The sequence below is a fragment of the Burkholderia sp. BCC1638 genome (assembly GCF_902833195.1).
Classification (GTDB): Bacteria; Pseudomonadota; Gammaproteobacteria; order Burkholderiales; family Burkholderiaceae; genus Burkholderia; species Burkholderia diffusa.
Map to the genome: position 1 here is coordinate 225,785 of NZ_CADFEC010000002.1, position 25,543 is coordinate 251,327.

The 25,543-nt window shown below is 67.2% G+C and carries 22 protein-coding genes; 10 read left to right on the forward strand and 12 right to left on the reverse strand.

The features are described from left to right. Positions 1 to 21: 21 nt before the first annotated feature. From HWX22_RS02875 to HWX22_RS02915, 9 genes are all read left to right on the forward strand, one after another. Positions 22 to 1,359, forward strand: a complete 1,338-nt coding sequence (locus tag HWX22_RS02875) for a glutamine synthetase family protein (RefSeq protein WP_059819897.1) — start codon at positions 22 to 24, stop codon at positions 1,357 to 1,359. 37 nt (positions 1,360 to 1,396) lie between these two features. After that, the gene (locus tag HWX22_RS02880) at positions 1,397 to 2,830 is read left to right on the forward strand and encodes an aspartate aminotransferase family protein (protein ID WP_175915010.1); all 1,434 of its coding nucleotides are present in this window, start codon (positions 1,397 to 1,399) and stop codon (positions 2,828 to 2,830) included. A 62-nt stretch (positions 2,831 to 2,892) separates the two neighbouring features. Beyond that, entirely contained in the window at positions 2,893 to 4,008 is a 1,116-nt protein-coding gene (locus tag HWX22_RS02885; protein ID WP_059819899.1) for a polyamine ABC transporter substrate-binding protein, read from the forward strand. A gap of 188 nt (positions 4,009 to 4,196) precedes the next feature. Beyond that, complete coding sequence (potA, locus tag HWX22_RS02890) at positions 4,197 to 5,351, forward strand: polyamine ABC transporter ATP-binding protein (RefSeq protein WP_175915011.1); 1,155 nt, start codon at positions 4,197 to 4,199, stop codon at positions 5,349 to 5,351. 10 nt (positions 5,352 to 5,361) lie between these two features. After that, positions 5,362 to 6,348 carry an ABC transporter permease subunit gene (locus tag HWX22_RS02895; protein WP_059820002.1) on the forward strand — a complete coding sequence of 329 codons (987 nt, stop codon included), beginning with the start codon at positions 5,362 to 5,364 and terminating at the stop codon, positions 6,346 to 6,348. Next, a complete protein-coding gene (locus HWX22_RS02900; RefSeq protein WP_059819900.1) occupies positions 6,345 to 7,184 on the forward strand; it encodes an ABC transporter permease subunit in 840 nt (279 codons plus the stop codon). The genes HWX22_RS02895 and HWX22_RS02900 overlap by 4 nt, the downstream gene beginning before the upstream one ends. Positions 7,185 to 7,284: 100 nt before the next feature. After that, positions 7,285 to 8,859 (forward strand): DUF3138 family protein, encoded by a 1,575-nt coding sequence (locus HWX22_RS02905; protein WP_175915012.1) that lies wholly within the window; start codon positions 7,285 to 7,287, stop codon positions 8,857 to 8,859. 112 nt (positions 8,860 to 8,971) lie between these two features. Beyond that, positions 8,972 to 10,276 (forward strand): FAD-binding oxidoreductase, encoded by a 1,305-nt coding sequence (locus tag HWX22_RS02910; protein WP_175915013.1) that lies wholly within the window; start codon positions 8,972 to 8,974, stop codon positions 10,274 to 10,276. 25 nt (positions 10,277 to 10,301) lie between these two features. Further along, complete coding sequence (locus HWX22_RS02915) at positions 10,302 to 11,603, forward strand: FAD-binding oxidoreductase (RefSeq protein WP_175915014.1); 1,302 nt, start codon at positions 10,302 to 10,304, stop codon at positions 11,601 to 11,603. A 123-nt stretch (positions 11,604 to 11,726) separates the two neighbouring features. On the opposite strand, the gene HWX22_RS02920 is transcribed toward HWX22_RS02915, so the two are convergent. The 9 genes from HWX22_RS02920 to HWX22_RS02960 all read right to left on the reverse strand — a co-directional run bounded on the left by HWX22_RS02920 (position 11,727) and on the right by HWX22_RS02960 (position 19,664). Next, complete coding sequence (locus HWX22_RS02920; RefSeq protein ID WP_059535116.1) at positions 11,727 to 12,392, reverse strand: DUF799 domain-containing protein; 666 nt, start codon at positions 12,390 to 12,392, stop codon at positions 11,727 to 11,729. Between the two features lie 10 nt (positions 12,393 to 12,402). Then, the gene (locus HWX22_RS02925) at positions 12,403 to 12,831 is read right to left on the reverse strand and encodes a DUF4810 domain-containing protein (protein ID WP_175910546.1); all 429 of its coding nucleotides are present in this window, start codon (positions 12,829 to 12,831) and stop codon (positions 12,403 to 12,405) included. Positions 12,832 to 12,913: 82 nt separating this feature from the next. Next, a complete protein-coding gene (locus HWX22_RS02930) occupies positions 12,914 to 13,585 on the reverse strand; it encodes a CsgG/HfaB family protein (protein ID WP_208456479.1) in 672 nt (223 codons plus the stop codon). A 447-nt stretch (positions 13,586 to 14,032) separates the two neighbouring features. Further along, positions 14,033 to 15,388 carry a glutathione-disulfide reductase gene (gene gor, locus HWX22_RS02935; RefSeq protein ID WP_175910544.1) on the reverse strand — a complete coding sequence of 452 codons (1,356 nt, stop codon included), beginning with the start codon at positions 15,386 to 15,388 and terminating at the stop codon, positions 14,033 to 14,035. 244 nt (positions 15,389 to 15,632) lie between these two features. Continuing rightward, on the reverse strand, positions 15,633 to 15,857 hold the full coding sequence (locus tag HWX22_RS02940; protein WP_014895816.1) for a hypothetical protein: 225 nt from the start codon (positions 15,855 to 15,857) through the stop codon (positions 15,633 to 15,635). 372 nt (positions 15,858 to 16,229) lie between these two features. Continuing rightward, positions 16,230 to 17,351 (reverse strand): porin, encoded by a 1,122-nt coding sequence (locus HWX22_RS02945; RefSeq protein WP_059535109.1) that lies wholly within the window; start codon positions 17,349 to 17,351, stop codon positions 16,230 to 16,232. Positions 17,352 to 17,714: 363 nt separating this feature from the next. Continuing rightward, the gene (locus tag HWX22_RS02950) at positions 17,715 to 18,467 is read right to left on the reverse strand and encodes a YoaK family protein (RefSeq protein ID WP_059535108.1); all 753 of its coding nucleotides are present in this window, start codon (positions 18,465 to 18,467) and stop codon (positions 17,715 to 17,717) included. 58 nt (positions 18,468 to 18,525) lie between these two features. Next, complete coding sequence (locus HWX22_RS02955) at positions 18,526 to 19,053, reverse strand: chromate transporter (protein WP_059535107.1); 528 nt, start codon at positions 19,051 to 19,053, stop codon at positions 18,526 to 18,528. Continuing rightward, complete coding sequence (locus tag HWX22_RS02960) at positions 19,050 to 19,664, reverse strand: chromate transporter (RefSeq protein ID WP_059819906.1); 615 nt, start codon at positions 19,662 to 19,664, stop codon at positions 19,050 to 19,052. Before HWX22_RS02960 ends, HWX22_RS02955 begins: the two co-directional genes overlap by 4 nt. Positions 19,665 to 19,760: 96 nt before the next feature. Here HWX22_RS02960 and HWX22_RS02965 point away from each other — a divergent pair, with 96 nt between their 5' ends. Further along, positions 19,761 to 20,645, forward strand: a complete 885-nt coding sequence (locus HWX22_RS02965; RefSeq protein ID WP_059535104.1) for a transcriptional regulator GcvA — start codon at positions 19,761 to 19,763, stop codon at positions 20,643 to 20,645. Positions 20,646 to 20,686: 41 nt separating this feature from the next. On the opposite strand, the gene HWX22_RS02970 is transcribed toward HWX22_RS02965, so the two are convergent. The 3 genes from HWX22_RS02970 to flgK all read right to left on the reverse strand — a co-directional run bounded on the left by HWX22_RS02970 (position 20,687) and on the right by flgK (position 25,485). Then, positions 20,687 to 21,994 carry a solute carrier family 23 protein gene (locus HWX22_RS02970; RefSeq protein ID WP_059691967.1) on the reverse strand — a complete coding sequence of 436 codons (1,308 nt, stop codon included), beginning with the start codon at positions 21,992 to 21,994 and terminating at the stop codon, positions 20,687 to 20,689. A gap of 246 nt (positions 21,995 to 22,240) precedes the next feature. Beyond that, positions 22,241 to 23,479: a flagellar hook-associated protein FlgL gene (flgL, locus tag HWX22_RS02975; protein ID WP_059819908.1), complete on the reverse strand. Its 1,239-nt coding sequence runs from the start codon at positions 23,477 to 23,479 to the stop codon at positions 22,241 to 22,243. A gap of 23 nt (positions 23,480 to 23,502) precedes the next feature. Further along, positions 23,503 to 25,485: a flagellar hook-associated protein FlgK gene (flgK, locus tag HWX22_RS02980; protein ID WP_175915016.1), complete on the reverse strand. Its 1,983-nt coding sequence runs from the start codon at positions 25,483 to 25,485 to the stop codon at positions 23,503 to 23,505. Positions 25,486 to 25,543: the final 58 nt, after the last annotated feature.

Below are 25,543 nucleotides of genomic sequence, written 5' to 3' on the forward strand. Positions count from 1 at the left end.
ACCCACATAACGAGAACAGACATGCAAGACATCGAAGATTTTCTGAAGCAACACCGGATCACCGAGATCGAAGCGATCATTCCCGACATGGCCGGCATCGCGCGCGGCAAGATCACGCCGCGCAACAAGTTCACTTCCGGCGAATCGATGCGGCTGCCGCAGGCCGTGATGGTGCAGACCGTCACCGGCGAGTATCCGGAAGACGGCTCGCTGACCGGCGTGACCGATCCCGACATGGTGTGCGTGCCCGACACGTCGACCATTCGCCTGATCCCGTGGGCCGTCGATCCGACCGCGCAGGTGATCCACGACTGCGTGCACTTCGACGGCTCGCCGGTCGAGATCTCGCCGCGCTACGTGCTGCGCCGCGTGCTCGACCTCTACAAGGCGAAGGGCTGGAAGCCGGTCGTCGCGCCGGAGCTCGAGTTCTACCTGGTCGACATGAACAAGGACCCGGACCTGCCGCTGCGTCCGCCGGTCGGCCGCACGGGCCGCCCCGAAACGGGCCGCCAGTCGTATTCGATCGAGGCGGTCAACGAGTTCGATCCGCTGTTCGAGGACATCTACGAATACTGCGAAGCGCAGAACCTCGACATCGACACGCTGATCCACGAAGTCGGCGCCGCGCAGATGGAGATCAACTTCATGCACGGCGACGCGCTGTCGCTCGCCGACCAGGTGTTCCTGTTCAAGCGCACGGTGCGCGAGGCCGCGCTGCGTCACAACATGTACGCGACGTTCATGGCGAAGCCGATGGAAAACGAGCCGGGTTCGGCGATGCACGTGCATCAGAGCATCGTCGACGAGGAAACGGGCCGGAACCTGTTCACGTCGCCGGAAACCGGCGGTGCGACGTCGATGTTCTACAACTACCTCGCGGGGCTGCAGAAATACACGCCCGCGCTGATGCCGATCTTCGCGCCGTACATCAACTCGTACCGCCGGCTGTCGCGCTTCATGGCCGCGCCGATCAACGTGCAATGGGGCTACGACAACCGCACGGTCGGCTTCCGCATCCCGCACTCGGGCCCGGCCGCGCGCCGCATCGAGAACCGGATTCCGGGCGTCGACTGCAACCCGTATCTCGCGCTCGCGGCGACGCTCGCGGCCGGCTATCTCGGCATGACGCAGCGGCTGGAGCCGACCGAACCGCTCGTCAGCGACGGCTACGAACTGCCGTACCAACTGCCGCGTAACCTCGAGGAAGGGCTCACGCTGATGGCCGCGTGCGAGCCGCTCGGCGAGATTCTCGGCCACAAGTTCCTGAAGGCGTATTTCGCGCTGAAGGAAACCGAATACGAAGCGTTCTTCCGCGTGATCAGCTCGTGGGAACGCCGCCATCTGCTGCTGCACGTCTGAGCGTGCACACGACCGAATACGGAATCACGGAGGAAACATGACTTACCGCAACGAATCTGCCTGGATCCAGCCGGCCGCGCCGGCCGCCGCACCGCGCACGACGCAGGCGCGTTCGACCGCCGAATACCGCGCGCTCGACGCCGCGCACCACATCCACCCGTTCTCCGACATGGGCGCGCTCAACCGCGCGGGCAGCCGCGTGATCGTGAAGGCCGATGGCGTCTACCTGTGGGACTCGGACGGCAACAAGGTCATCGACGGCATGGCCGGCCTCTGGTGCGTGAACGTCGGCTACGGCCGCAAGGAACTCGCCGACGCCGCGTATCGCCAGCTTCAGGAACTGCCGTTTTACAACACGTTCTTCAAGACCACGCACCCGCCGGTGATCGAACTGTCGGCGATGCTCGCCGAAGTCACGCCCGCGGGCTTCAATCATTTCTTCTACTGCAACAGCGGCTCGGAAGGCAACGACACCGTACTGCGCCTCGTGCACCAGTACTGGCGTGTGCAGGGCAAGCCGCAGAAGAAGGTCGTGATCTCGCGCAAGAACGGCTACCACGGCTCGACGATCGCGGGCGGCACGCTCGGCGGGATGGGCTACATGCACGAGCAGATGCCGTCGAAGGTCGAGAACATCGTGCATATCGACCAGCCGTATTTCTTCGGCGAAGCCGCGACTGGCGAAACGCCCGAAGCATTCGGTCTGGCCCGCGCGCAGCAGCTCGAGGCGAAGATCCTCGAACTCGGCGCGGAAAACGTCGCGGCATTCATCGGCGAGCCGTTCCAGGGCGCCGGCGGCGTGATCTTCCCGCCGTCGACCTACTGGCCGGAAATCCAGCGGATCTGCCGCAAGTACGACATCCTGCTCGTCGCCGACGAAGTGATCGGCGGCTTCGGCCGCACCGGCGAATGGTTCGCGCATCAGCACTTCGGCTTCGAGCCGGATCTGATCACGATGGCCAAGGGCCTGACGTCGGGTTACGTGCCGATGGGCGCGGTGGGCATCCACGAACGCATCGCGCGCCCGATCATCGACAACGGTGAATTCAATCACGGCCTCACGTACTCGGGTCACCCGGTCGCGGCCGCGGTGGCGGTCGCGAACCTGAAGCTGCTGCGCGACGAGGGGATCGTCGAGCGCGTGAAGCACGACACGGGCCCGTACTTCCAGGCGCTGATGCGCGAAACCTTCGCGCGTCATCCGATCGTCGGCGAAGTGCACGGCCACGGGATGGTCGCGAGCCTGCAGCTCGCCGAGTCGCCGGCCGAACGCCGCCGCTTCGCGAACGGCGGCGACGTCGGCACGATCTGCCGCGACTTCTGCTTCAACGGAAACCTGATCATGCGAGCGACCGGCGACCGGATGCTGCTGTCGCCGCCGCTCGTGATCTCGCGTCAGGAAATCGATGAACTCGTATCGAAGGCGAAGAAGGCCGTCGATGCGACCGCCCAGCAACTGGGCCTTTCGTAACGACTTTGCCTACAGGCGTGCGGCGGGCGCCGCACGCCGCCATAACCCAGGGGAATTCCACCATGCGTGCCTGCTTTCTTCGCCAAGCCTGTTCCGTCGCGGCCCTTGCCGCCGCGGCCGCGTTCACGTCGGTCGCCAGCCCGTCGGCGCGTGCCGACGAGCTGAACGTCTACAACTGGTCCGACTACATCGCACCCGACACGATCCCGAATTTCCAGAAGCAGACGGGCATCCACGTCAAGTACGACAACTACGACAGCGACGACACGCTGCAGGCGAAGCTGCTGGCGGGCAGTTCGGGCTACGACATCGTCGTGCCGACCTCGAACTACATGGCCAAGCAGATCCAGGCCGGTGTGTACCAGAAGCTCGACAAGTCGAAGATCCCGAACCTCGCCAACCTCGACCCGCTGCTGATGAAGATGATCTCGGATGCCGACCCGGGCAACCAGTACGGCGTCCCCTGGGCCTACGGCACGGACGGCATCGGCTACAACGCGCAGGCGGTGAAGAAGGCGCTCGGCGACAAGGCGCCCGTCGACAGCTGGGCGCTGGTGTTCGACCCGGCCAACATGGAAAAGCTGAAAAGCTGCGGCGTGTCGTTCCTCGACCAGGCCGTCGACGTGTTCGCCGCGACGCTGCAATACATGGGCAAGGATCCGAACAGCAAGAACCCCGGCGACTATCAGGCTGCCTTCGAAGTCCTGAAGAAAGTCCGCCCGTACATTACCCAGTTCAACTCGTCCGGCTACATCAACGACCTCGCGAACAACGACGTGTGCGTCGCGCTCGGCTGGTCGGGCGACATTGGCATCGCGCACCGCCGCTCGTCGGAGGCGAAGCGCTCGTACGACATCAAGTTCGCGAATCCGAAGGAAGGCGGCCTGCTGTGGTTCGACGTGATGGTGATCCCGAAGGATGCGCCGCACCCCGAGGCCGCGCTCAAGTGGATCAACTACGTGTCCGACGCGAAGGTCAACGCCGCGATCACCAACACGGTGTTCTACCCGACCGCGAACAAGGCCGCGCACCAGTTCGTGACGCCGGCCGTCGCGCAGGATCCGACCGTCTATCCGCCCGAAGACGTGCTGAAGAAGATGGTGCTGATGAAGCCGATGCCGGCCGACATCCTGCGCCTCGAGAACCGTCTGTGGGCGCAACTGAAAACCGGCCACTGATCGCCAAGCATCACGGCGGCGCAGGCATCGCTTCACGCCTGCACGCCTGAGATACGCGGACCGCCGTCCGCCCGCGCGCGCCGCGCGCACTGTTCCATCCGGCATGAGCCGTTGTCCGCGAGTCGCGTTGCGCGCCTCGCGCGGGGACGCTCACGCCCGCAATCCGTGAAGAACGAATGGTGACTCCCATGCAATCGATACCCTCTTCCGCTGCTGCACGACAGACTCAACCGGCCGCCACGGCCCGTACCAAGAACGACGCCTTCGTGCGCATCGAAAACGTCGTGAAGAAGTTCGGCGACAGCACGGCCGTCGACAACGTCAACCTGACGATCGCGAAGAACGAATTGTTCGCACTACTCGGCAGCTCGGGCTGCGGCAAGTCGACGCTCTTGCGCATGCTCGCCGGGCTGGAAACGGCCACCTCCGGCAAGATCTTCGTCGACGGCGAGGACCTCGCGTCGCTGCCGCCGTACCGCCGGCCGGTGAACATGATGTTCCAGTCGTACGCGCTGTTTCCGCACATGTCGGTCGAGTCGAACGTCGCGTTCGGCCTGAAGCAGGAAGGCACGCCGAAGAACGAAATCAAGGAACGCGTGGCCGACGCGCTCGCGCTCGTGCAGATGAGCAAGTACGCGAAGCGCAAGCCGCATCAACTGTCGGGCGGCCAGCAGCAGCGCGTCGCGCTCGCCCGCTCGCTGGTGAAGCGCCCGAAGCTGCTGCTGCTCGACGAGCCGATGTCCGCGCTCGACAAGAAGATCCGCCAGAAGACCCAGCTCGAACTCGTGAACATCATCGAGAAGGTCGACGTGACCTGCGTGATGGTCACGCACGACCAGGAAGAAGCGATGACGATGGCGAGCCGCCTCGCGGTGATGAGCGAAGGCAAGATCGTGCAGATCGGCACGCCGGGCGAAGTGTACGAATACCCGAACAGCCGCTTCTCGGCCGAGTTCATCGGCTCGACGAACCTGTTCGAAGGGCGCGTGGTCGAGGACGAACCCGATCACATCTTCGTCGAGAGCGACGACCTCGAGGCACGCATGTACGTGAGCCACGGCGTGACGGGCCCGCTCGGCATGCCGGTCGGCATCTCGGTGCGTCCGGAACGCGTGCACGTGTCCCGCGAAAAACCCGGCTCGCATCACAACTGGGCGCGCGGTGTGGTGACCGACATCGCGTACATGGGTGCGTACTCGCTGTTTCACGTGCGTCTGCCGAGCGGCAAGACGGTCGTGTCGAACCTGTCGAGCTCGCACCTGATGCACGACAGCGCGCCGGCGTGGAACGACGACGTGTTCGTGTCGTGGTCGCCGGCCAGCGGCGTCGTGCTGACGCAGTGAGGGCGACATGATGAGAACTTCCGCCTCCACGCCGTCCGCGCCGGTCCAGACCGGCGCCACCGCTGCCACACATGCCGCCAAACGCCGCAGCCGCTTCGCCGCGCTGTCGCGCTTCCTGCCGTCGGGCCGCGGCATCGCGATCGGCGTGCCGTTCCTGTGGCTCACGATCTTCTTCGCGCTGCCGTTCGTGCTGGTGTTCAAGATCAGCTTCGCCGACCAGGTGATGGGCATCCCGCCGTACACGTCGCTGGTCGAGATCAAGGACGGCGTCGTGCACTTCGCGCTGCAGCTGTCGCACTACGCGTTCCTGCTGCAGGACGACCTGTACATCGCGACCTACCTCAGCTCGCTGAAGATGGCCGCCGTGTCGACGGTGCTGTGTCTGCTGATCGGTTACCCGATGGCGTACTACATCGCGCGCTCGGAACCGGGCCGGCGCAACGTGCTGATGATGGCCGTGATGCTGCCGTTCTGGACGTCGTTCCTGATTCGCGTGTACGCATGGATCGGCATCCTGAAGGATGACGGCCTCCTGAACCACACGCTGATCGCACTGGGCATCATCCACACGCCGCTGCGCCTCTATCACAGCGATGCGGGCGTCTACATCGGGATGGTCTATTCGTACCTGCCGTTCATGGTGATGCCGCTGTATGCGCACCTCGTGAAGATGGATCTCACGCTGCTCGAGGCTGCGTACGACCTGGGCGCCAAGCCGTGGGTCGCGTTCACGCGCATCACGCTGCCGCTGTCGAAGAACGGGATCATTGCCGGCAGCCTGCTGGTGTTCATTCCGGCGGTCGGCGAATACGTGATTCCGGAACTGCTCGGCGGCGCCGACACGCTGATGATCGGTCGCGTGATGTGGGACGAGTTCTTCAACAACATGGACTGGCCGATGGCGTCCGCGGTGACGGTCGCGATGGTGCTGCTGTTGCTGGTGCCGATGGCGCTGTTCCAGTACTACCAGGTCAAGGAACTGGAGGAAGCGAAATGATCAAGCCGAGCAAACCACTGTCGACGGGCGTTCTCGCCTTCGGCTTCCTGTTCCTGTACATCCCGATCATCAGCCTGGTCGTGTACTCGTTCAACGAGTCGAAGCTGGTGACGGTGTGGTCGGGCTTCTCGCTGAAGTGGTACGCGGCGCTGTGGCAGGACGACGAGCTGCTCACGGCCGCGTGGCTGTCGCTGAAGATCGGCCTGTTGACGGCCACCGCGTCGGTCGCGATCGGCACGTGGGCGGGCTTCGTGCTCGCGCGCTTCGGCCGCTTCAAGGGCTTCACGCTGTACACGGGGATGATCAACGCGCCGCTGGTGATTCCGGAGGTGATCCAGGGGATCTCGCTGCTGCTGCTGTTCGTGGCGCTGGAGCAGATGTTCGGCTGGCCGAAGGGTCGCGGGATGGTGACGATCTGGATCGGCCACGTGATGCTGTGCGTGTCGTACGTGGCGATCATCGTGCAGTCGCGCGTCAAGGAGATGAACAAGTCGCTGGAGGAAGCCGCGCTCGATCTGGGCGCGACGCCGCTGAAGGTGTTCTTCGTGGTGACGCTGCCGCTGATCTCGCAGGCGCTGCTGTCGGGCTGGCTGCTGTCGTTCACGCTGTCGATCGACGATCTGGTGCTGTCGGCGTTCCTGTCGGGGCCGGGCTCGACGACGCTGCCGCTGGTGGTGTTCTCGCGCGTGCGGCTTGGGCTGAACCCGGAGATGAACGCGCTGGCGACGCTGTTCATCACGGCGGTGACGATCGGCGTGATCGTCGTGAACCAGATGATGATCGCGCGCGAACGGCGCCGGGTGGCCGACTTGAAGGCGGCGTTCGCGGCGGCCTGACTTCCCTCTTCCTTTCCATCGATAACAAGACCCGCGCGCCGCACGATTCGGCGCGCGAACCGATCACACATTGACAGGCCCACGACAAGGAGAATCCGCAATGAAGAAGAAACTGATCTGCCTGCTGGTGGCCGGCGCGTTGCCGGGCATCGCGCTGGCCGACTCGACCTCCGCCGAAATCAAGGCACTGCAGGCGCAGGTCGCCGCGCTGCAGAAACAGATGAAGGCCATGCAGGCGCAGCTCGCCGCGAAGCCGGGCGGCGCATCTGTCGCGCAGGCCGGCGCGACGGCCTCGGCCAAGCCGGCAATGGTGGCCGCCGATCCGTCCTCGCCGGACTACGGCCGTGCCCAGGCCACGCTGACCAACGACGAAGTCAGCGAAATGAAGCAGCAGATCGCGAACCAGCAGCTGAAGGTCGACTCGCTGACGGACGCGGCCAACACCGGGCCGCTCGCGGGCCTGTCGGTCACCGGCTACATCGACCCGACCTACATCTACAACCGCGCGGCCGGCACGTCGTCGTTCCTGTTCGCGAACCACGAGAACGCGTACAACTACTTCAACAGCACGTTCGGCGATCTCTACCTCGACATCAAGAAGACCTTCGGCGTCGGCCCGATGGCGCCGTCGGCGGAGATCACGCTGATGCCAAACCGCGGCAACGGCATCACGCTGCTGCAGAACTCGCGCGGCTCGATCACCGACAACCTGCTGAACACGGCGGTCGTCAACGTGCCGATCACCGCGTCGACGACGCTCGTCGCCGGTTTGATCCCGAGCTTCGGCGGCTACGAGGTGCAGCAGTCGAACCAGATGCTCACGCTCACGCACAACCTGCTGTACGATTTCTCGGATCCGGGCAGCTACGTCGGCGTCGGCGCGAACTACACGAAGGGCAACTGGGCGTGGAAGTTCTTCCTCGGCAACGAGCAGTACCGCACGTACGGCTCGGTCACGCAGACGGGCACCAATGCGCTCGGTGACCCGATCAGCACGAGCAACAAGGTGCCGACCTTCACCGCGCGCGCGGACTACACGTGGTCGAGCGCGCTCGATATCGGCGGATCGTTCAACATCGGGCGGCAGACGCTGGCGAGCGCGATCGACGATCAGGGCGTCGTGCACTACGGCCCGGGCGGCGCGGCACCGAGCGCCTATGGTTCGTTCTTCTTCGGCGAACTCGACGCGACCTACACGCTCGCCGATGTTCAGTACAACGCCGAAATCGACTACGGCCGGCAGCAGCATGCGGCGTTCAACGGCGGGCTCGCGCAGTGGTACGGTCTGTCGCTGCTCGCGCACCGCAAGTTCAACGCGCCGGTGGTCGGCCGCATGGGCGTGACGCTGCGCTACGACCTGCTCGCCAACACGAAGAACGGCGGCGGCGGTGGCGGCATCGCGCTGAACGGCAACGGGATGGATCCGAACAACGGCTTCGGCGTCGACGCGGACTGCCTCGCGATGTCGAAGGCCGGCGGCGGCCTGGGCTTCGAGTGCAAGGGCGCGGTGCGCCAGGACGTCGCGCTCGACCTGCTGTTCTACCCGACCCAGCAGATCACCGTGAAGGTCGAATACCGGCACGACTGGGCGAACAACAAGGTGTTCCTGCGCAACGACGGTTCGTACGGCAAGTCCAACGATCTGCTCGCGACGCAGTTCATCTATTCGTTCTGATGCGGGCCACGCGGGACGCCGTGCCGCGTGCATGGCGTCCCGCATCGTTTCACCCGGCCGGATCGCGGTGCGTCGCGCACCGACGCCGGCCGTCCTCGAGGGAGTCGGTTTGATGACGCAGTCTTTCACCGCCCGCGCCGACGCGCTCGCGCGCGACTCGTACTACGAAGCGACCGCCGCGCGCCCCGCGGTCGACGATCCCGTGTTGGAAGACGCGATCGACGTCGACGTGTGCGTGATCGGCGCGGGCTTCGCGGGCTTGTCGACGGCGCTCGATTGCCGCGCGCGCGGGCTGTCGGTCGCCGTGATCGATGCGCACCGGCCCGGCTGGGGCGCGTCCGGCCGCAACGGCGGCCAGGCAATCACGGGCTTCGCGAAAGACGAGGTGATCGAGCGGCAGCTCGGCGCCGCCGGTGCGCGTGCCGCGTGGTCGCTGTCGCTCGACGGCGTCGCGCTGATCGCCGAGCGGATCGCGCGCCATGGAATCGACTGCGACTTCACGCGCGGCTACCTGACGGTTGCGACGAAGCCGCGCCGCATCGACGACCTGCGCGCGTGGATGGATGCCGCGACGTCGCGCTGGGGCCATCCGTCGCTGTCGTGGCTCGACACCGGTGCGATCCGTGCGCGCATCGCGTCGTCCCGCTATCTGGCGGGCGTCTACGATCCACTGTCGGGCCATCTGCATCCGCTCAAGTATTGCCTCGGCCTCGCCGACGCCGCGCGCCGCGAAGGCGTCGCGCTCCATGCGCACACGCCCGCGCTCGACGTCGTGCGCGGCGTGCGGCCGGTCGTGCGCACGCCGTCGGGCGAAGTGCGCTGCCGCTTCGTCGTGTCGTGCTGCAACGCGGGCCCCGGCGGCATCCTGCCGGCCGCCACCGCCGCGCGCATCGCGCCGATCGCGTCGTACATCATCGCGACCGAACCGCTCGGCCGCGCGCGCGCCGACGCGCTGATCGCGCAGCGCGAAGCCGTGTGCGACAACAACTTCTTCCTCGACTATTTCCGGCTGTCCGCGGACCATCGCATGCTGTTCGGCGGCCGCGCGAACTCCGCGGGCGCGTCGCCCGACACGCTCGCCGAAACGATCCGTCAGCGCATGGTCGGCGTGTTCCCGCAGCTCGCCGACGTGCGCGTCGACCACGCGTGGGGCGGCTTCGTCGATGTCACGCGCAACCGCGCGCCGGACTTCGGCGCGCTCGATCCGAACTTCTTCTACGTCCAGGGCTTCAGCGGGCACGGCGTCGCGCTGACCGGCATCGCCGGACGCACAATCGCCGGCGCGATCGCGGGCGACCCCCGCGCGTTCGACCTGTTCGCGCAGCTGCGCCACCGGCGCTTTCCCGGCGGCGACGCGTGGCGACAGCCCGCGCTCGAACTCGGGATTCTGTATCACCGCGTGCGCGAGCTGTTCTGAGTCCCCTTCATTCGCTTTCCTGATCATGCAGACATTCGCCAACCAGCCGCACGTCGCGTCGTACTACGCGGCGACCGCCAACGATACGACCCGCCATGCGCCGCTCGCCGGCACGACCGACGCCGACGTGTGCGTGATCGGTGCGGGCCTCACCGGTTTGTCCGCCGCGCTCAACCTCGCCGAGCGCGGTCATTCGGTGACCGTGCTCGAAGCGTCGCGGGTCGGATGGGCCGCGAGCGGGCGCAACGGCGGCCAGCTGATCGGCGGCTTCGCATGCGACATCGACACGTTCGGCAACTTCATGCCGGAAGGCGACGTGAAGCGGATCTGGGACATGGGGCTCGAAACGCTGTCGCTCGTGAAGTCGCGCATCGCGCGGCACGACATCGACTGCTCGCTCGTGCCCGGCTATCTGACCGCCGCGAACACCGAACGCGACGCCGATGCGCTGAAGCGCTGGCGCGACGAGACCGCGAAGCGCTTCGGCTACGACCGCTTCCATTTCGTCGAAGCGGACGAGCTAGGCGACTACGTGCAGTCGGCGCGCTATCGCGGCGGCCTGTACGACCCCGACAGCGGCCACCTGCATCCGCTGAACTACACGCTCGGGCTCGCGCGTGCGGCGACGGACGCCGGCGTGCGGATCCACGAGGACAGTTGCGTGACGCGCGTGCGCGACGTGTCGGGCGGGCACGTCGTCGAAACCGGCCAGGGGCAGGTGCGCGCGCGCTTCGTCGTGCTCGCGTGCAATACGTACGTCGGCACGCTCGCGCCCGCGCTGTCGAAGAAGATCATGCCGGTCGGCACCTACGTGATCGCCACCGAGCCGCTCGGCGAAGCGCGCGCCGCCGCGCTGATGCCCGCGCGCGCGGCGATCTGCGACAGCCGCTTCGTGCTCGACTATTTCCGGCCGGCGCCCGACACGCGGCTCGTGTGGGGCGGCAAGGTCAGCTATTCGACACGGGAGCCGCGCGATCTCGCGGCGGCGATGCGCGCGGACATGCTGAAGACGTTCCCGCAGCTCGCGGACGTCAAGGTCGACTACGCATGGGGCGGCTTCGTCGACATCACGATGAACCGCGCGCCGCACTTCGGGCGCGTCGCGCCGACGATGTATTTCGCGCAGGGCTTCTCGGGGCACGGCGTGAACACGACCGCGCTCGCGGGCAAGCTGATCGCCGAGGCGATCGACGGCCAGGCGAGCCGCTTCGACCTGTTCGGCAAGATCCGGCATCGCGACTTCCCCGGTGGCGCGACGCTGCGCACGCCGGCGCTGGTGCTCGCGATGAGCTGGTACCGGCTGCTCGACGCATTCGGTATGCATTGAGCGGGCCGCATCGGAGCGAAACGAAAAACGGCCGCGCAACACGCGCGGCCGTGCAATCGAATCGCATGACATCGGTGCGTCGGGCACGTAACGTCCCCGCGCGCCGCGTACGACATGCGCCGATCAGTCCGTTCCGAACTTCGGCGAATGCGGACCGTACAGCAGCCCGTTGGGCGGACCGGCCGACAGCAGCCGCGTGCTGGTGAACGCGGCGACGTCATGGCTCTGGTCCATCAGCGTATTCGCGATCTGCTTGACCGCCGCCACCACCAGCATGCCGATCAGGCCGCCGCCGCCGTTGTTGCCGCCTTCGTCGCTGCTCGCGCTCGCCCGGCCCTGCCACAGCACGTCGCCGGTACGCAGGTCGACGAGCTTCGCCGAGGCCGACACGACCGTTGCGCTCGCAAGGATCCGGTAGACGGTGCCGTACTGCGACACCTTCGAATACAGCGCGGCATCCGCACCGAAGATCTCGCGCAGCTTCGCGGGCGGCGTCTGCTGGATCTCGGCCGCGTTGGTCAGGCCGTTCTGCTTGAACGTCTCGTCCATCACGGCGACCGGCACGACGTAATAGCCGGATTCGGCGAGCGGCAGCGTCATCTGCGACAGCATCCCGTAGGTCGCCGCCACGTCGGACGTTTCGTTGATGGGCGGCAGGACGAGGATCGAGCGCGGCTGGCTCTTCTTGAACGCCGTGTAGTCGGGTCGTTTCACCGGCTGCGCGCACGCGCTCAGCAGCGCGACGATCGACAGCACGGACATCAGCTTGAATGAGAGTGTCTTGAACATGGCGGGCGCGTTACTGTTTGGCGGTGGTCGAGGCGGTATCCTTCTGGCCGGCGATCGCCTGGGCGGCCGGCTTCTGAACCGCTGCCTTCGACGCGTCGGTCTTTTTCTTCATCAGAAAATCCATGAAGGTCGACGATTCCGGGAACGACTGCTTCTCGGCCTGCAGTTCCTGCTCGGCCTGCTGCTCGTTGCCGACGCTCGCGTACAGCATCCCCAGATGCGCATGGAAGCCCGGCGGCGGCATCTTGCCCTTCGCGCGAATCTCCTGCAGCGCCTTTTCGAGCGCGTCGATCTGCTCCTGCGGCGACTTCTGCCCCTTGAAATATTCGTACACCTGCGGCTGATAGCCGTTCCACTGATAAAGCGGCGGCGTGGAGCTCGCGCAGCCGGCGAGCAGCAAGGCGGCGGCCGTTGCCGGCAGCCAGTTACCCCGTTTCATGGTCTGTTCTCTTTTGATGTCGTTGTCGATCGGTCCAGCGCGGCGCCGGCCCCGGCGCGCGCTGCTGCAATGGCTGGGGCGCTTATTTCGGCGCCTTCAGCGTGCCGGCGTCGACCTGGTCGACGAGATGATTCACGGCTTCCTGGATCGCAAGGTCCAGCACCTTGCCGTTGAGCGTCGAGTCGTAACCGGCCGTGCCGCCGAAGCCGATCACTTCCCGGTTCGACAGGCTGAACTCGCCCGCGCCCTGGCTCGACGCGACGACTTCCGACGTCGTCGTGTCGACGATGTTCAGGTTGACCTTCGCATACGCGACCTGCGTCTTGCCGCGGCCGAGGATGCCGAACAGCTGGTGATCGCCGACGTCCTTGCGGCCGAACTCGGTCACGTCGCCGGTCACGACGTAGTTCGCGCCCTTCACGGCCTGCGCCTTCTTCATGAAGCCGGCTTCCTGCTTGATCTCGTCGAGGTTCTCGCGATCGAGCACGTTGAAGCGGTGGCTCTGCTGCAGGCGCGTGACGAGGATCGTCTTCGCCTGTCCGCCGAGGCGGTCGATGCCGTCCGAGAAGATGCCGCGCATGTAGCTCGAGCGGTTGTCGAACTTGCCGACGGCGATCGCGACGGGCTTGCCCGCATACGGCTTCTGCGCGCTGCTCACGGCCGGCACGTCGAGCGTGCGCGACGATTCGGTCGCGCAGCCGGACAGCGCCGCGACGAGCGCCGCCGCCACGAGAACGGTGCGTCGTGTCTGAATGTTCACTGCTGGTCTCCTTGCGTGAAAAGATTGCCCGGAACGGGCGTGCCGGCTCGTTGACGAGCCGGCGGTCGATGCGGTGATCGAAACGGTTGGGGCACGCATCGGCGTGCGCGACTTCATCGCCCGGATGGCGATGGAGATGGCGGCATGCGAAGGGAAGGTGCGCGCAACGGACGTGCTGCGGCAAGATGCGAACGCGCGGCGCATGGATCGACCACCCCGCTTGCGCCGGCTACCCCGTGATTCTGTCTACTGCGCTGTTGATCGCGCATGATCGGCCCCGAATATGATTTTGGCCGATGATACCAAGCCTGATTATCGAGACGGCATTTCCCTGGAAGAATTGACGTTCTTTACGAATCGTCGCGGATCCGTTGCGCGTCACACGCCGGCCGAGCGCGCGCGACGCCCGCGCCGGCCCGCAAGCCGGCGCGCCGATTGCGGTCAGTCGGCCACTTTCTGTCGCATCGTCACGAATTCCTCGGCCGCGGTCGGGTGAATGCCGATCGTGTCGTCGAACTGCGCCTTCGTCGCGCCCGCGCGGATCGCGATCGCGATGCCCTGGATGATCTCGCCCGCATCGCGGCCGACCATGTGCGCGCCGATCACGCGCTGGCTGTCGCGCGCGACCACGAGCTTCATCAGCGTGCGCTCGTCGCGGCCGGACAGCGTGTGGCGCAGCGCCTTGAACGACGTTCGGTAGATGTCGACCTCGTCGTGCAGGCGACGCGCATCGGCCTCGGTCAGGCCGACCGTCGCGATCTCGGGCTGGCTGAACACGGCCGACGGCACGTAATCGTGATCGACCGCGACGCGCGTGCCGCCGAACAGCGTCCGCGCGAGCAGGCCGCCGTCGCGGGTCGCCACCGGCGTGAGCTGCGGCCGCGACGTCACGTCGCCGATCGCGTGGATCGACGGCACCGACGTCGCCGAATACGCATCGACGGCGATCGCGCCGCGCGCGTCGAGCATGACGCCCGCCCGTTCGAGCCCGAGCCCGTCGACGTTCGGCACGCGGCCGGTCGCGTAGAGCACCGCGTCGTACGGGCCGTGCTGCGCGTCGCCGACACGCACGGAGAGCGTGCCGTCGTCCGCGCGCGCGATCGATTCGACCACGGCGCGCGCATGGATCGCGACGCCTTGCTTGGTCATTTCGTCGGTCAGGAATTGACGCATGTCGTCGTCGAAGCCGCGCAGGATCTTCTCGCCGCGATAGAAGAGATCGACCTGGCTGCCGACGCCGTTGAAGATGCCCGCGAACTCGACCGCGATATAGCCGCCGCCGACCACCGCGATGCGTGCGGGCAGCGTCGCGAGCGACAGCGCCTCGCGCGACGTGATCGCATGCTCGATGCCGGGCCGCGGCGGCAGCGCCGGGCGCGAACCGGTCGCAATCGCGATGTGGCGCGCGCGGATCGTACGATCGCCGATCGCGACCGTATGCGCGTCGACGAGGGTCGCGCGCCCCGCGTGCATCGCGACGCCGGATTGCTGCAGCAGGTTGATGTAGATGTCACTGAGCCGGTTGATCTCGCGATCCTTCGCGGCGATCAGCGCGGGCCAGTCGAGCGTGCCGGCGCCGAAGGTCCAGCCAAAGCCCTTCGCGTCCTCGAGCTCGTGCGGATAGTGCGATGCGTAGACGAGCAGCTTCTTCGGAATGCAGCCGCGCAGCACGCAGGTGCCGCCGATCTGCTCTTCTTCCGCTATGCCGACGCGCGCGCCGTATGACGCCGACATCCGGGCGAGCCTCACGCCGCCGGAGCCGGCCCCGATGACGAACAGGTCGTAGTCGAAATCCATCGCAAGCCCTCATCGCAGTTCGGATGACGGCACGATAACAAGATTCGGGAATTCGTGTGGAACGTGGCGCCGCAGGACGTCCGCCATATAAAAAACGGCGAGAGACGTCGCCTCTCGCCGGTCAAACCAGCTGCCGGGTGTGCCATGCGTCACCGATCGACCACATGCCCGGCCTGCCGGCCGCGCGGCACCGGTCCGTCCGGGCGCGCGAACAGCGCACCCGCGGCAGGACCGGCCGCCATGCTCAGGCCTGCGACGTGTCGCTGCCGTCCGTCGCCTGCGTATCGTCCGCCTGCTGGGGCTGCTCTTCCTTCTTCTCGAGCATGCCTTCGATCGCCTCGGCGCCCTTGAAGCCGGCGACGGCCGCCGCCGCCTTGGTCAGCAGGCCCGCATCCGGATCGACCTTCTCGGCCGCCTCGACGGCTGCCACGGCGCCAGCGATTTCACCCACGGTGTTCAGGATACCCATCGTCATCCCCTTTCAAGAAAATCGTGAGCGCATCGTCCCACGAAAAAAACCGGCAGACCGTGTTTGTCATCACCGGATACACAAGTTACGCACCAGGCCGGCCGCACGCGAAACGCGCGCCGGAACCACGCCCGCGCGTGCGTCGCGGCACGCGGCGGGCCCTGCACGCAGCGTAGCGGAATCGCTTCGCGCGCACTGTCAAAGTATGTTCTGGAATGCCGACGGAATCCTTACGGGCGGGCCGTTCCCGATGGAGCGATCGCTGAATGGTCGTCCGCGCGCATGAAGGGCGCGTGACGAAAAAAAGAGGCTCCCGCAGGAGCCTCTTCGATGCGCGCCGAGCGTGAGCCGGCGCGTGCGTTCCGATTTTCGTCAGAAGATATTGCGCAGGCCGATCGCGATGCCGGTCTGGTTGCTGCGACCCGGCAGTTCGACGTTCGCCGCGCCGTTCGTCTTGTTGAAGTCGATGGTGCCGTAGACTTCAGTGCGCTTGCTGAGCGCGTATTCGGCGATGCCGACGATCGCGTAGCGGTTGCCGCTCGCGAGCGTGCCGTTCGTGGTCATCGCGTTGCGCATGTGGTCGTAGTAGAACGCGCCGGTCAGCGTCAGCGGCGTGCTGACCTGCCAGCTCACGCCCGCGAACGGACCATCGTCGATCCGGCCCGTGCCCTTCGCGACCGGAATCGACTGCTGCGCGAGCAGGCTGTCGACGAATCCGGTGTCGTCCTTCGAGCGCAGGTAGCCCGCATAGACCTTCGCCTTGCTGAACGCGTACACGACGTTCGCGTGGTAGATCGTCTGCTTGCGTGCGGAGTTGTCGCTGTTCTGCTGCGCGCCGGCGGCGATGCTGAGCGGGCCCATCACGTACGACAGCGACACGCCCCATGCATTGCCCTTGCCGAGCGAGCCCGGGATCTGGCCCGAGAAGCCGCCCGCGCCGGTCGATTCGTAGTTCGTGCCCGTCGAGTACATCGCCTTCGCGGTCAGGCCCGCGAACGTGCCCGTGTACTTGATCTGGTTGTCCGCATACAGGCCGCCGCCGAGTGCGACCGGCAGCCATGCATTTTCGAAGTAGTTGCCGACCGTCAGTGGATCGTAGGTGTCCGACAGCAGGTCGAACAGCGGCGTCTTCTGGCGGCCGAGGGTCACCGTGCCGTACGGGCTGTCCAGGCCGACGTATGCCGCACGGTTGAACAGGCGGCCGCTGTCGGCGAATGCGCCGTTCTGCAGGTTCACGCCGCTTTCGAGCTTGAACAGGGCCTTCAGGCCGCCGCCGAGGTCTTCCGTGCCGTAGATGCCGAAGCGGCTGTTGGTGATCGCGCCGTTGGTCATCGACAGCAGGCCGTCGTTCTTGGCGTTTGCGTTGGTCAGATAGCGAACGCTGACGTCGGCGACGCCCCAGAGCGTGACCGAGCTTTGTGCTGCTGCGTACTGGCTGGCGAAGGCCAGTGCCGCGCCCCCTGCGATGGCTGCGAGTCGGGTGGTCTGCTTCATGAGCTTTCCTATTTGTAGGTGTCTCCATTCATGGCCGGCCGCGTGCGCAGCCGGGTGGCGATCGCGCACGTTCATGGCGCGCGCGATGTGGGCTGAATCATAAGACCAGTGCGCGCCCTGAAAGAAATTGAAATGCGCGGTAACGCGCGATTGTCGCCCTGGAACAACAACGGTCCCGCACCAGGCTTGCCTCGCGCGTAACGGACGCGGGGTGCGGCGATGGCGAAACGAGGGCTGATGCCGTAAGGATCGGCCGGGGCAGCCGGCTGGCGTTCGGGTCGTGTCGCGGGTCGGTGACGCGATGAACCGGGAATTCGGTCACGCGGCGCACCGGCAGGCCGCATGGTGGCGGCCCTGCACACGTCAGGCGGGCTGCGACGTCCCGCCGTCGGGGTTGGCGCCGCTGCTGCCGTTGCCGGCCGCCGCATCGCCACGATCGCTCCCGCCGCCCGCCCGCCGCGCCCGCCGCACGATTTCCGCGAACGCGCCCGCCAGCAGCAGCACCGCGCCCCACAGCGCGACGTCCGGCACGAGCCGCGTCGCGAAGCCGCCGACCACCGCGCCGGCCAGGAAGCAGAAGCTGATCGTCGCCAGCAGCGCCGAGTCGTGCAGCGCGCCCGCGTCGTAGCGCGGAATCAGCCCGACGAACAGCTTCTGCGCGGCGCGCCGCAGATTGCCGGTCGTCATCACCGACGTGTACGACAGTTCCTCGAGATGGGTGAAGGACAGCGTCTGCAGCGTTGCAACGAATGAGATGCCGGGAATCAGCCACGCGCTCGATGCGCCGACGAGCCCGCTCGCGGCAATGCCGAGAAACGCGATCTCGACGATCAGGCTCGCGAACGCGGTGTGGCGCATCCAGCCGCGCCGCGCGGCGAGACCGAGCAGGTGCGCGACGAATACCGCGACCACGAAGCCGCCGAGCGGCGGCACGTGATGCAGCGCGGCCGCCCATTCGCCGGCCGACAGATTGATACCGAGCAGCGCGACGTTGCCGGTCATCGTGTTCGCGAACACGTGGCCGTGACCGACGTACGTGTACGCGTCGAGGTAGCCGCCGGACAGCGTGAGCAACGCGGCGACAGTGAGATTGCGGCTGGCGCCGTCGAGATCCATCGATCCTCCCGTGAATATTCGCGCCAGTATGCGGGACGGGAGACAGCTTGTCCTTCGCTCACTGGCCGATGCCGGTGAGCCCGATCAGCGCGCCGGCCGCGAGCAGCCATAGCGGATGGATGCGCGTGCGCCACGCGAGCACCGCGCATGCGGCGGTGATGCCCCACTGGATCGCGGTGCGGTTCGACGCTTCCGAGATCAGCACCGCGCTGGCCGCGACGAGCCCGGCCGTGACCGGCATCAGCCCCTGCTGCACGTAGCGGCGCCACGGCCGGTCGCGAAAGCGCTCCCACGCGTGCAGCGCCAGCACCGTGACGAGCGACGACGGCCCGAACTTCGCGATCGACGCGACCAGCAGCCCGGCCCAGCCGGCCACGTGCCAGCCGACCAGCGACACGATCATCATGTTCGGCCCCGGCGCGGCCTGCGCGAGCGCGAACAGCGCGGTGAATTCGTGCGCGCTCATCCAGTGGTGCACGTCGACAACTTGCCGCTGCATCTCCGGCAGGATCGTGTTGCCGCCGCCGAATGCGAGCAGCGAAAGCTGGCTGAAGATCGTCGCGATCGCGATCAGCGTGTCGTTCATGACCGGCCTCCGTCGCGCGCGGCGGCGTGCTGCGGTGCCGGCGTATCGCGCCGCCGCGACGCGAGCCAGATGCTCAGGGGCGTCAGCACCAGCATCGTGGTCAGGAGCGGAATGCGCAGCACCGCGATCGCGACGAACGCGAGCGCCGCGATGCCGGCCGCGGTGCGCGGCGCGTGCAGCAGCGGTTTCACGACCTTCACGGCCATCGCGACGAGCAGGCCCGCGGCCGCGGCGGCAAGCCCGCCGAACAGGTGCTGCACGCGCGGATCGCCCTGCGTCTTCGCATACAGCACGCCGAGCGCGACGACCACGAGCGTCGGGCCCGCGATCAGCCCGAGAATGCCGGCGAACGCGCCCGCGACGCCGCGAAAGCGCATGCCGACGGCGACCGACAGGTTGATCACGTTGCCGCCCGGCAGGAACTGGCACAGCCCGAGCAGATCGGTGAATTCGTCGGCGGTGAGCCATTTGCGCTCGTCGACGATCGTGCGCCGCGCGAACGGCAGCGCGCCGCCGAACGACATCAGGCCGAGCGACAGGAAGCCGGTGAACAGCTCGGCGAGGCCGATCCGGCGCGGGGATGCGGCGGGCGGCGGAGAAACGGATTGCATGGGGGTCCTCATCAAACGGTGTCCCGAGATTACCGCCGTTCCGCACCCCGGCAAAACGATTTTATCGACGCGCCCTTGTGATCTAGAATCACAAGCATGGCACGCGACCTCCCGCCCTTTTCCGCGCTTCGGGCCTTTGAAGCAGCGGCACGACACGAAAGCTTCAGCGCCGCCGGCGACGAACTGCATGTGACTCACGGTGCCATCAGCCGGCAGATCGCCGGGTTCGAGGCGTGGCTCGGCAAGCCGGTGTTCCACCGCTACGGCAAGCGCGTGAAGCTCACCGACGAAGGCCGCCGCTATCTGGATACCGTCCGTGCCGCGTTCGACAGCATCGCGCTCGCCACCGAGCAGCTGCGCAACACCGGTGCCGCGCGCGTGCTGCGCATCAATGCGCTGCCGACCTTCGCGATGAAATGGCTGCTGCCGCGCCTGTCGCGGTTCCAGCGCGACGTGCCGAACGTCGAGCTGAAGCTGTCCACGTCGAACGCGCCGCTCGACATGCTCGACGGTTTCGACGTCGCGATCCGCCGCGGCCCCGGCCCCTGGCCGAACTGCACGAGCGGCCACTTCCTCGACGAAAGCGTGATTCCGGTTTGCAGCCCCGCGCTGCTCAAGCGCGCGCCGATCGCCCGAGCGGACGATCTCGCGCGGCACGTGCTGCTGCATTCGGACACGCGGCCGGAAGGTTGGCGCGACTGGTTCGCGGCGGCCGGCGTGACGATGAAGGGGCGCAAGCGGCAGTCGTTCGATCACTTCTACCTGGCGCTGCAGGCGGCCGTCGACGGGCTGGGCGTCGCGCTCGGCCCGCTGCCGCTGATCGACGACGAGCTCGCGAGCGGCCGCCTCGTGATGCCGCTGCCCGGGCCGCGCATCGCGACGCGCAGCTACTGGTGGATCGCGCCGGGCGCGCCGGCCGGCGATGCGCTCGTCGCGCAGTTCTGCGCGTGGCTGCAGGCGCAGTCGAATATCGGCGCGTAATTACGTGCCGGCGGGCGGCGTTGCACCGCCCGCTGCCAAGGTCAGACCACCGGGCCCGGTTCCTTTTCCTTGCGCAGGATCGCGTACAGGATGATCGCGCCGAACGTCGCCGTGCCGATCCCGCCGAGCCCGAAGCCGCCGAACTTCAGCGAGAAGTCGCCGGCGCCGAGCACCAGCGTGACGGCCGCGACGATCAGGTTGCGGTTGTCGGAGAAGTCGACCTTGTTGACGACCCAGATCCGCGCGCCCGTCACCGCGATCAGCCCGAACACGACGATCGACACGCCGCCGAGCACCGGGCCCGGAATCGTCTGGATCACCGCGCCGAATTTCGGCGAGAAGCCCAGCCCGATCGCGATCAGCGCGGCGATCGCGAACACCAGCGTCGAATAGATCCGCGTGACGGCCATCACGCCGATGTTCTCCGCGTAGGTGGTCACGCCCGTGCCGCCGACGCTGCCCGACACGATCGTCGCGAGCCCGTCGCCGATGAACGCGCGACCGACGTAGCGGTCGAGGTTGGTGCCCGTCATCGCGCTCACCGCCTTGATGTGGCCGAGGTTCTCCGCGACCAGGATCACCGCGATCGGCGCGAGCATCAGCATCGCGTGCGGATCGAAGACCGGCGCACGGAAGCTCGGCACGCCGAACCACGCGGCATGCGCGACGATCGAGAAATCGACCGGCTTGCCGAGGCCCATCCCGTTGGTCGCGATCGCATAGATCACGTACGCGATCACCAGCCCGACGAGGATCAGCAGGCGCTGCATCATCCCGCGCGCGAACACCGCGACGCCGCCGACGCACAGCACCGTGACGAGCGCCATCACCGAGTCGAAGGTCGATGCCGACACGCCCTTGACCGCGATCGGCGCCAGGTTCAGCCCGATCACCGCGACCACCGCGCCGGTGACGACGGGCGGCATCAGCGTCTCGATCCAGCGCGTGCCGATCGCCTGCACCAGCGCGCCGAGCGCGACGTACACGACGCCGCACGCGACGATCCCGCCGAGCGCGACGGGGATGTTCGGGTTCGGGCCGCTGCCGCCGTAGCCCGTCACCGCGATCACGAGGCCGATGAACGCGAAGCTCGAACCGAGGTAGCTCGGCACGCGGCCGCCGACCAGCACGAAGAACAGCAGCGTGCCGATGCCCGACATGAAGATGCACAGGTTCGGGTCGAAGCCCATCAGCAGCGGCGCGAGCACGGTCGAGCCGAACATCGCGACGACGTGCTGCACGCCCATCGCGACCATCTGCGGCCACGCGAGGCGTTCGTCGGGACCGACCACGCGCGAGGCGGCGCCGGTCGGTTGCACCCGCCAGCGCGGGAAGTAGGAATCGGACATGGGGAAAAGGGCTCCTGTCGAACGCCGGCTGCGGACGGTGCGCCGGTCTGGAATCTGGCGCGAGTTTACGGAGCGGAAATGGGGCTGGCAAGCGCGAACCGCCGGCGCGGCGGTGGCGCGGTGCGGCGGTCGTGCCCGCCGGGCGGGGTGCCGGTCGGCACGATCGGCCGATGAAGGCCGACGGCGGCCGGCCTGAGCCCGCCGCGATGTAAGCGGGCGCTCACATCGCGGCGGATGTCGTGGGGATCACGGATTGATGTACTGGAACAGCGACATGTTCTGCAGCTGCGCATACGCCTTCTGCGCGCCGCTCAACGCGTTCTGCACCTGCAGGTACTGGCTGATGGTCGTCACCATGTTGGTGCTGGTCAGGTCCGACAGGTTGCTGGTCGTCTGCAGCGCCGCGGTCTGGTTGACGGCCTGCATCGCCTTGACTTCCTGCTCGCGGCCGCCGACCGACGCCAGCACCGTCGTGACGTTGCGCATCGAGTTGTTGATCTTCGTCGCGGCCGTGCCCATCGTGTTCGACAGCGCGGCGCTCGCCGTCTGGTTGCCGGTGACGGGCGTCTTCAACGCCGTGATCATCGAATCGAGCGTCGAGAACACGTCGACCCCGCTTGCCTGCGGCGCGGGCGTGACCGAAAATGTGTCATTGACCGCCGGCGTGCCCGACACGGCCACCTTCATCCCGCTGCCGAGCGCGATCGCGGTGCCCGACGTGTAGGCCTGCGCGGGCGTGGTCGTCGGCGGCGACGCCGTATTGTCGGTCACCGTGTAGGTCGGCGCGGCCGCCGTGCCGCCGAAGGTGATCGTGAACTGATGGCCGTTCGTCGCGGCCGACGGGTCCGTCACCGTGACGTTGCCGATGGTCGCCGTGCCCGTGTTGCTCGCGCCGGCCGCCTGGACCGGCGAGCTGCCCAGCGCCTGCACCGACATGAACACCGCGAGGCCCGAGTCGCCCTGCGGCACGCTGCGCGAATCGTCGATCTGTACCGTGCGCGTGCCCGTATCGCCGACGTAGCTGATGCCGCCGGCCGCGTTCTTCGTGAACGGCGCCGCCGCATTCTTGAAGCCGGCGAACAGGTAGTTGCCCGCGCCGTCCGTCGCGTTCGCGAGCGACATCAACTGGTCGCGATAGCCCTCGAGCTGCGTCGCGAGCGCCGCGCGGTCGCTGTCGGCGAGCGAACCGTCGCCGGCGCGCACGATCACCGACTGAATACTGCCGAGCACGGTGCCGACGTTCTGCAGCGTCTGGTCCTCGGCCTGCAGCGACGCGAGCGCCGTGCTCTGGTTCGCCGCGTACTGCGACAGCGTGGCCGACGTCATCGACAACTGCACGGCCTGCGCCGCGCCCACCGGGTTGTCGGCCGGCGTCGTGAGGCTCACGCCGCTCGAGATCTGCTGGTAGAGCTGCGCGAGCTGGGCCTGCTGATCGTTCATCTGGCCAACGTTCAGCTGGTAGAACTGGGTCGTGGAAATCCGCATCGTTTCTATCCTCTCGAATCCGCTCAGCTGAACAGGCCCAGCACGGTCTGGAACAGCGAAGCCGCCGTCTGGATCACTTTCGCGTTCGCCTGGTAGAGCTGCTGGTACTGCATCAGGTTCGCGGCTTCCTCGTTCTGGTTCACGCCCGACACCGACTGCTGCGCGGACGTGATCTGGCCGACCAGCGCCGTCTGTGCGGTGCTCGACGACTTGAGCTGGCTCGCGGCGTTGCCGATGTTGTTCACGTAGTTCGCATAGGCGCCCGTGAGCGTCGTCGTGCCGCCGCCGAGCGTCTTCGCGTTGACGAGCTTCGACAGCGCGAGCGCGTTGCTGCCGTCGCTCGTGCCGCCCGCGTACGGTCCGATCGTGAACGAATCGCCGTCCGACGGCGTGCCCGACAGCGTGATGGTCACGCCGTTCATCGCCCCGGCGGCCGCCCCCGACATCGTCATCGCCGCACCGGTCGACGGGTCGTACGGCACGGGGTCGGTCGGACTGGCGATCGTCACCGACGTCGGCGGCGTGCCCGGGATCGTCACCGTGGTGCCGACCGGGAAGCCCGACAGCGACTTCGTCGCCGCGTCGTAGGTCAGCTTGGTCGACGGCACCTGGTAGCCTGCGCTCACCCCGCTCAGCGCGATCTTGCCGGTGCCGATGTTGGTGCTCGACGCCGACGTGATGGCCGGCGACGCGGCCGCGATCGCCGAGCCGCTCGTCGTCGCGAGGCCGAAACCGGTCAGCGCGCCGCGCGTCGGCAGCACGGTGAACTGGTCGCCGGCATTCATCGCGCCGGACGAGAACGAGAAGTTCAGCCCGCCGAGCGAAAGCGGCATCGGCCCCGCCTTCTGGTCGACCACCGCGCCGCTCGCGCGGTCGGTCAGCGTGTAGTTCGTGCCGTCGTACGACAGCGTGTAGTCGCTCGTCGTCGGCTGCGACGCATTGGCGAACGAGACGGACAGCGATGCGTTGCCAGTGTTGCCCTGATTCGAATAGACGGCCGGGGCCGCCACCGTGAACAGGTTGCCACCCGGCTTGCCGGACAGATCGATGCCCAGCGCGTTCTGCCCGTTGACCTGCGCGGCGAAGCTGGCCGCGACCGCGCCGAGTTGCGCCTGCGCGGGGTTGAGCGTCTGGCTGCGGAACGCGAGCAGGCCACCGAGCGTGCCGCCCGACAGCGATGCATCCGGCAGCGCCTGGTTCGGGCCTGGCGGGTTCGCGCCGGCGATCCCCTGCGACACGACGGTCAGCTCGCTCGGATCGGACGGCGACGTGACGGCCGCGAGCTGATAGCTCTTGTCGGCGAGGACGAGCGGCTGGCCGCCCGCGAGGAACACGCTGTAGCCGCTGTCGTTGCGCACCACCTGCACGCCTGCGAGGCTCGACAGGTTCGACACCGCGAGGTCGCGCTGGTCCATCAGCTGGTTCGGCGGCTGCCCCTGGCTGCTCGCCGCCGAGATTTGCTGGTTCAGCTTCGCGATCTGCGCGGTGTACGTGTTGATCTGCGACACCGTGCTGGTGAGCTGTGTATTCACGCTCTGGCGCAGCGCGTCGTACTGCTGGCCGGCCGCGTTGAGCTGGTTCGCGAGAATCTGCGCGTTGCTGATCGCGGTCTGCCGCACCGACGGATCGGCAGCGCTGTTCGCCACATTCTGCAAGCCGGTGAAATAGCCGGTGATCGCGGTCGAGATCCCGGCCGTCGGGCTGCCGACGTAATTGTTCAGCTGCGCGACGAGCGAATACCACGTCGACAGCGCGCCGCCCTGCGACTGCGCGCTGTTCAGCTGGTCGCTCAGGTACTGGCTGTACTGCCGCTGCACCGTGACGGTGTTCACGCCCTGCGGCATGTAGCCGCTCGACGTGTACTGGCCGCTCGCCTCGGCATAGACCGGGCGTTCGACCGAATAGCCGGGCGTGGCGGCGTTGCTGATGTTCTGACCGGTCGTCGTGAGGCCCCAGAGCGCGGCATTGAGGCCGCTGACGCCGAGGTTCATGAGTGTGTTGGACATGCGCGATCCTGATGAGCCGGCCGCGCTGCGGCCGCCGGGTTGCGTGACTCCCGGTATA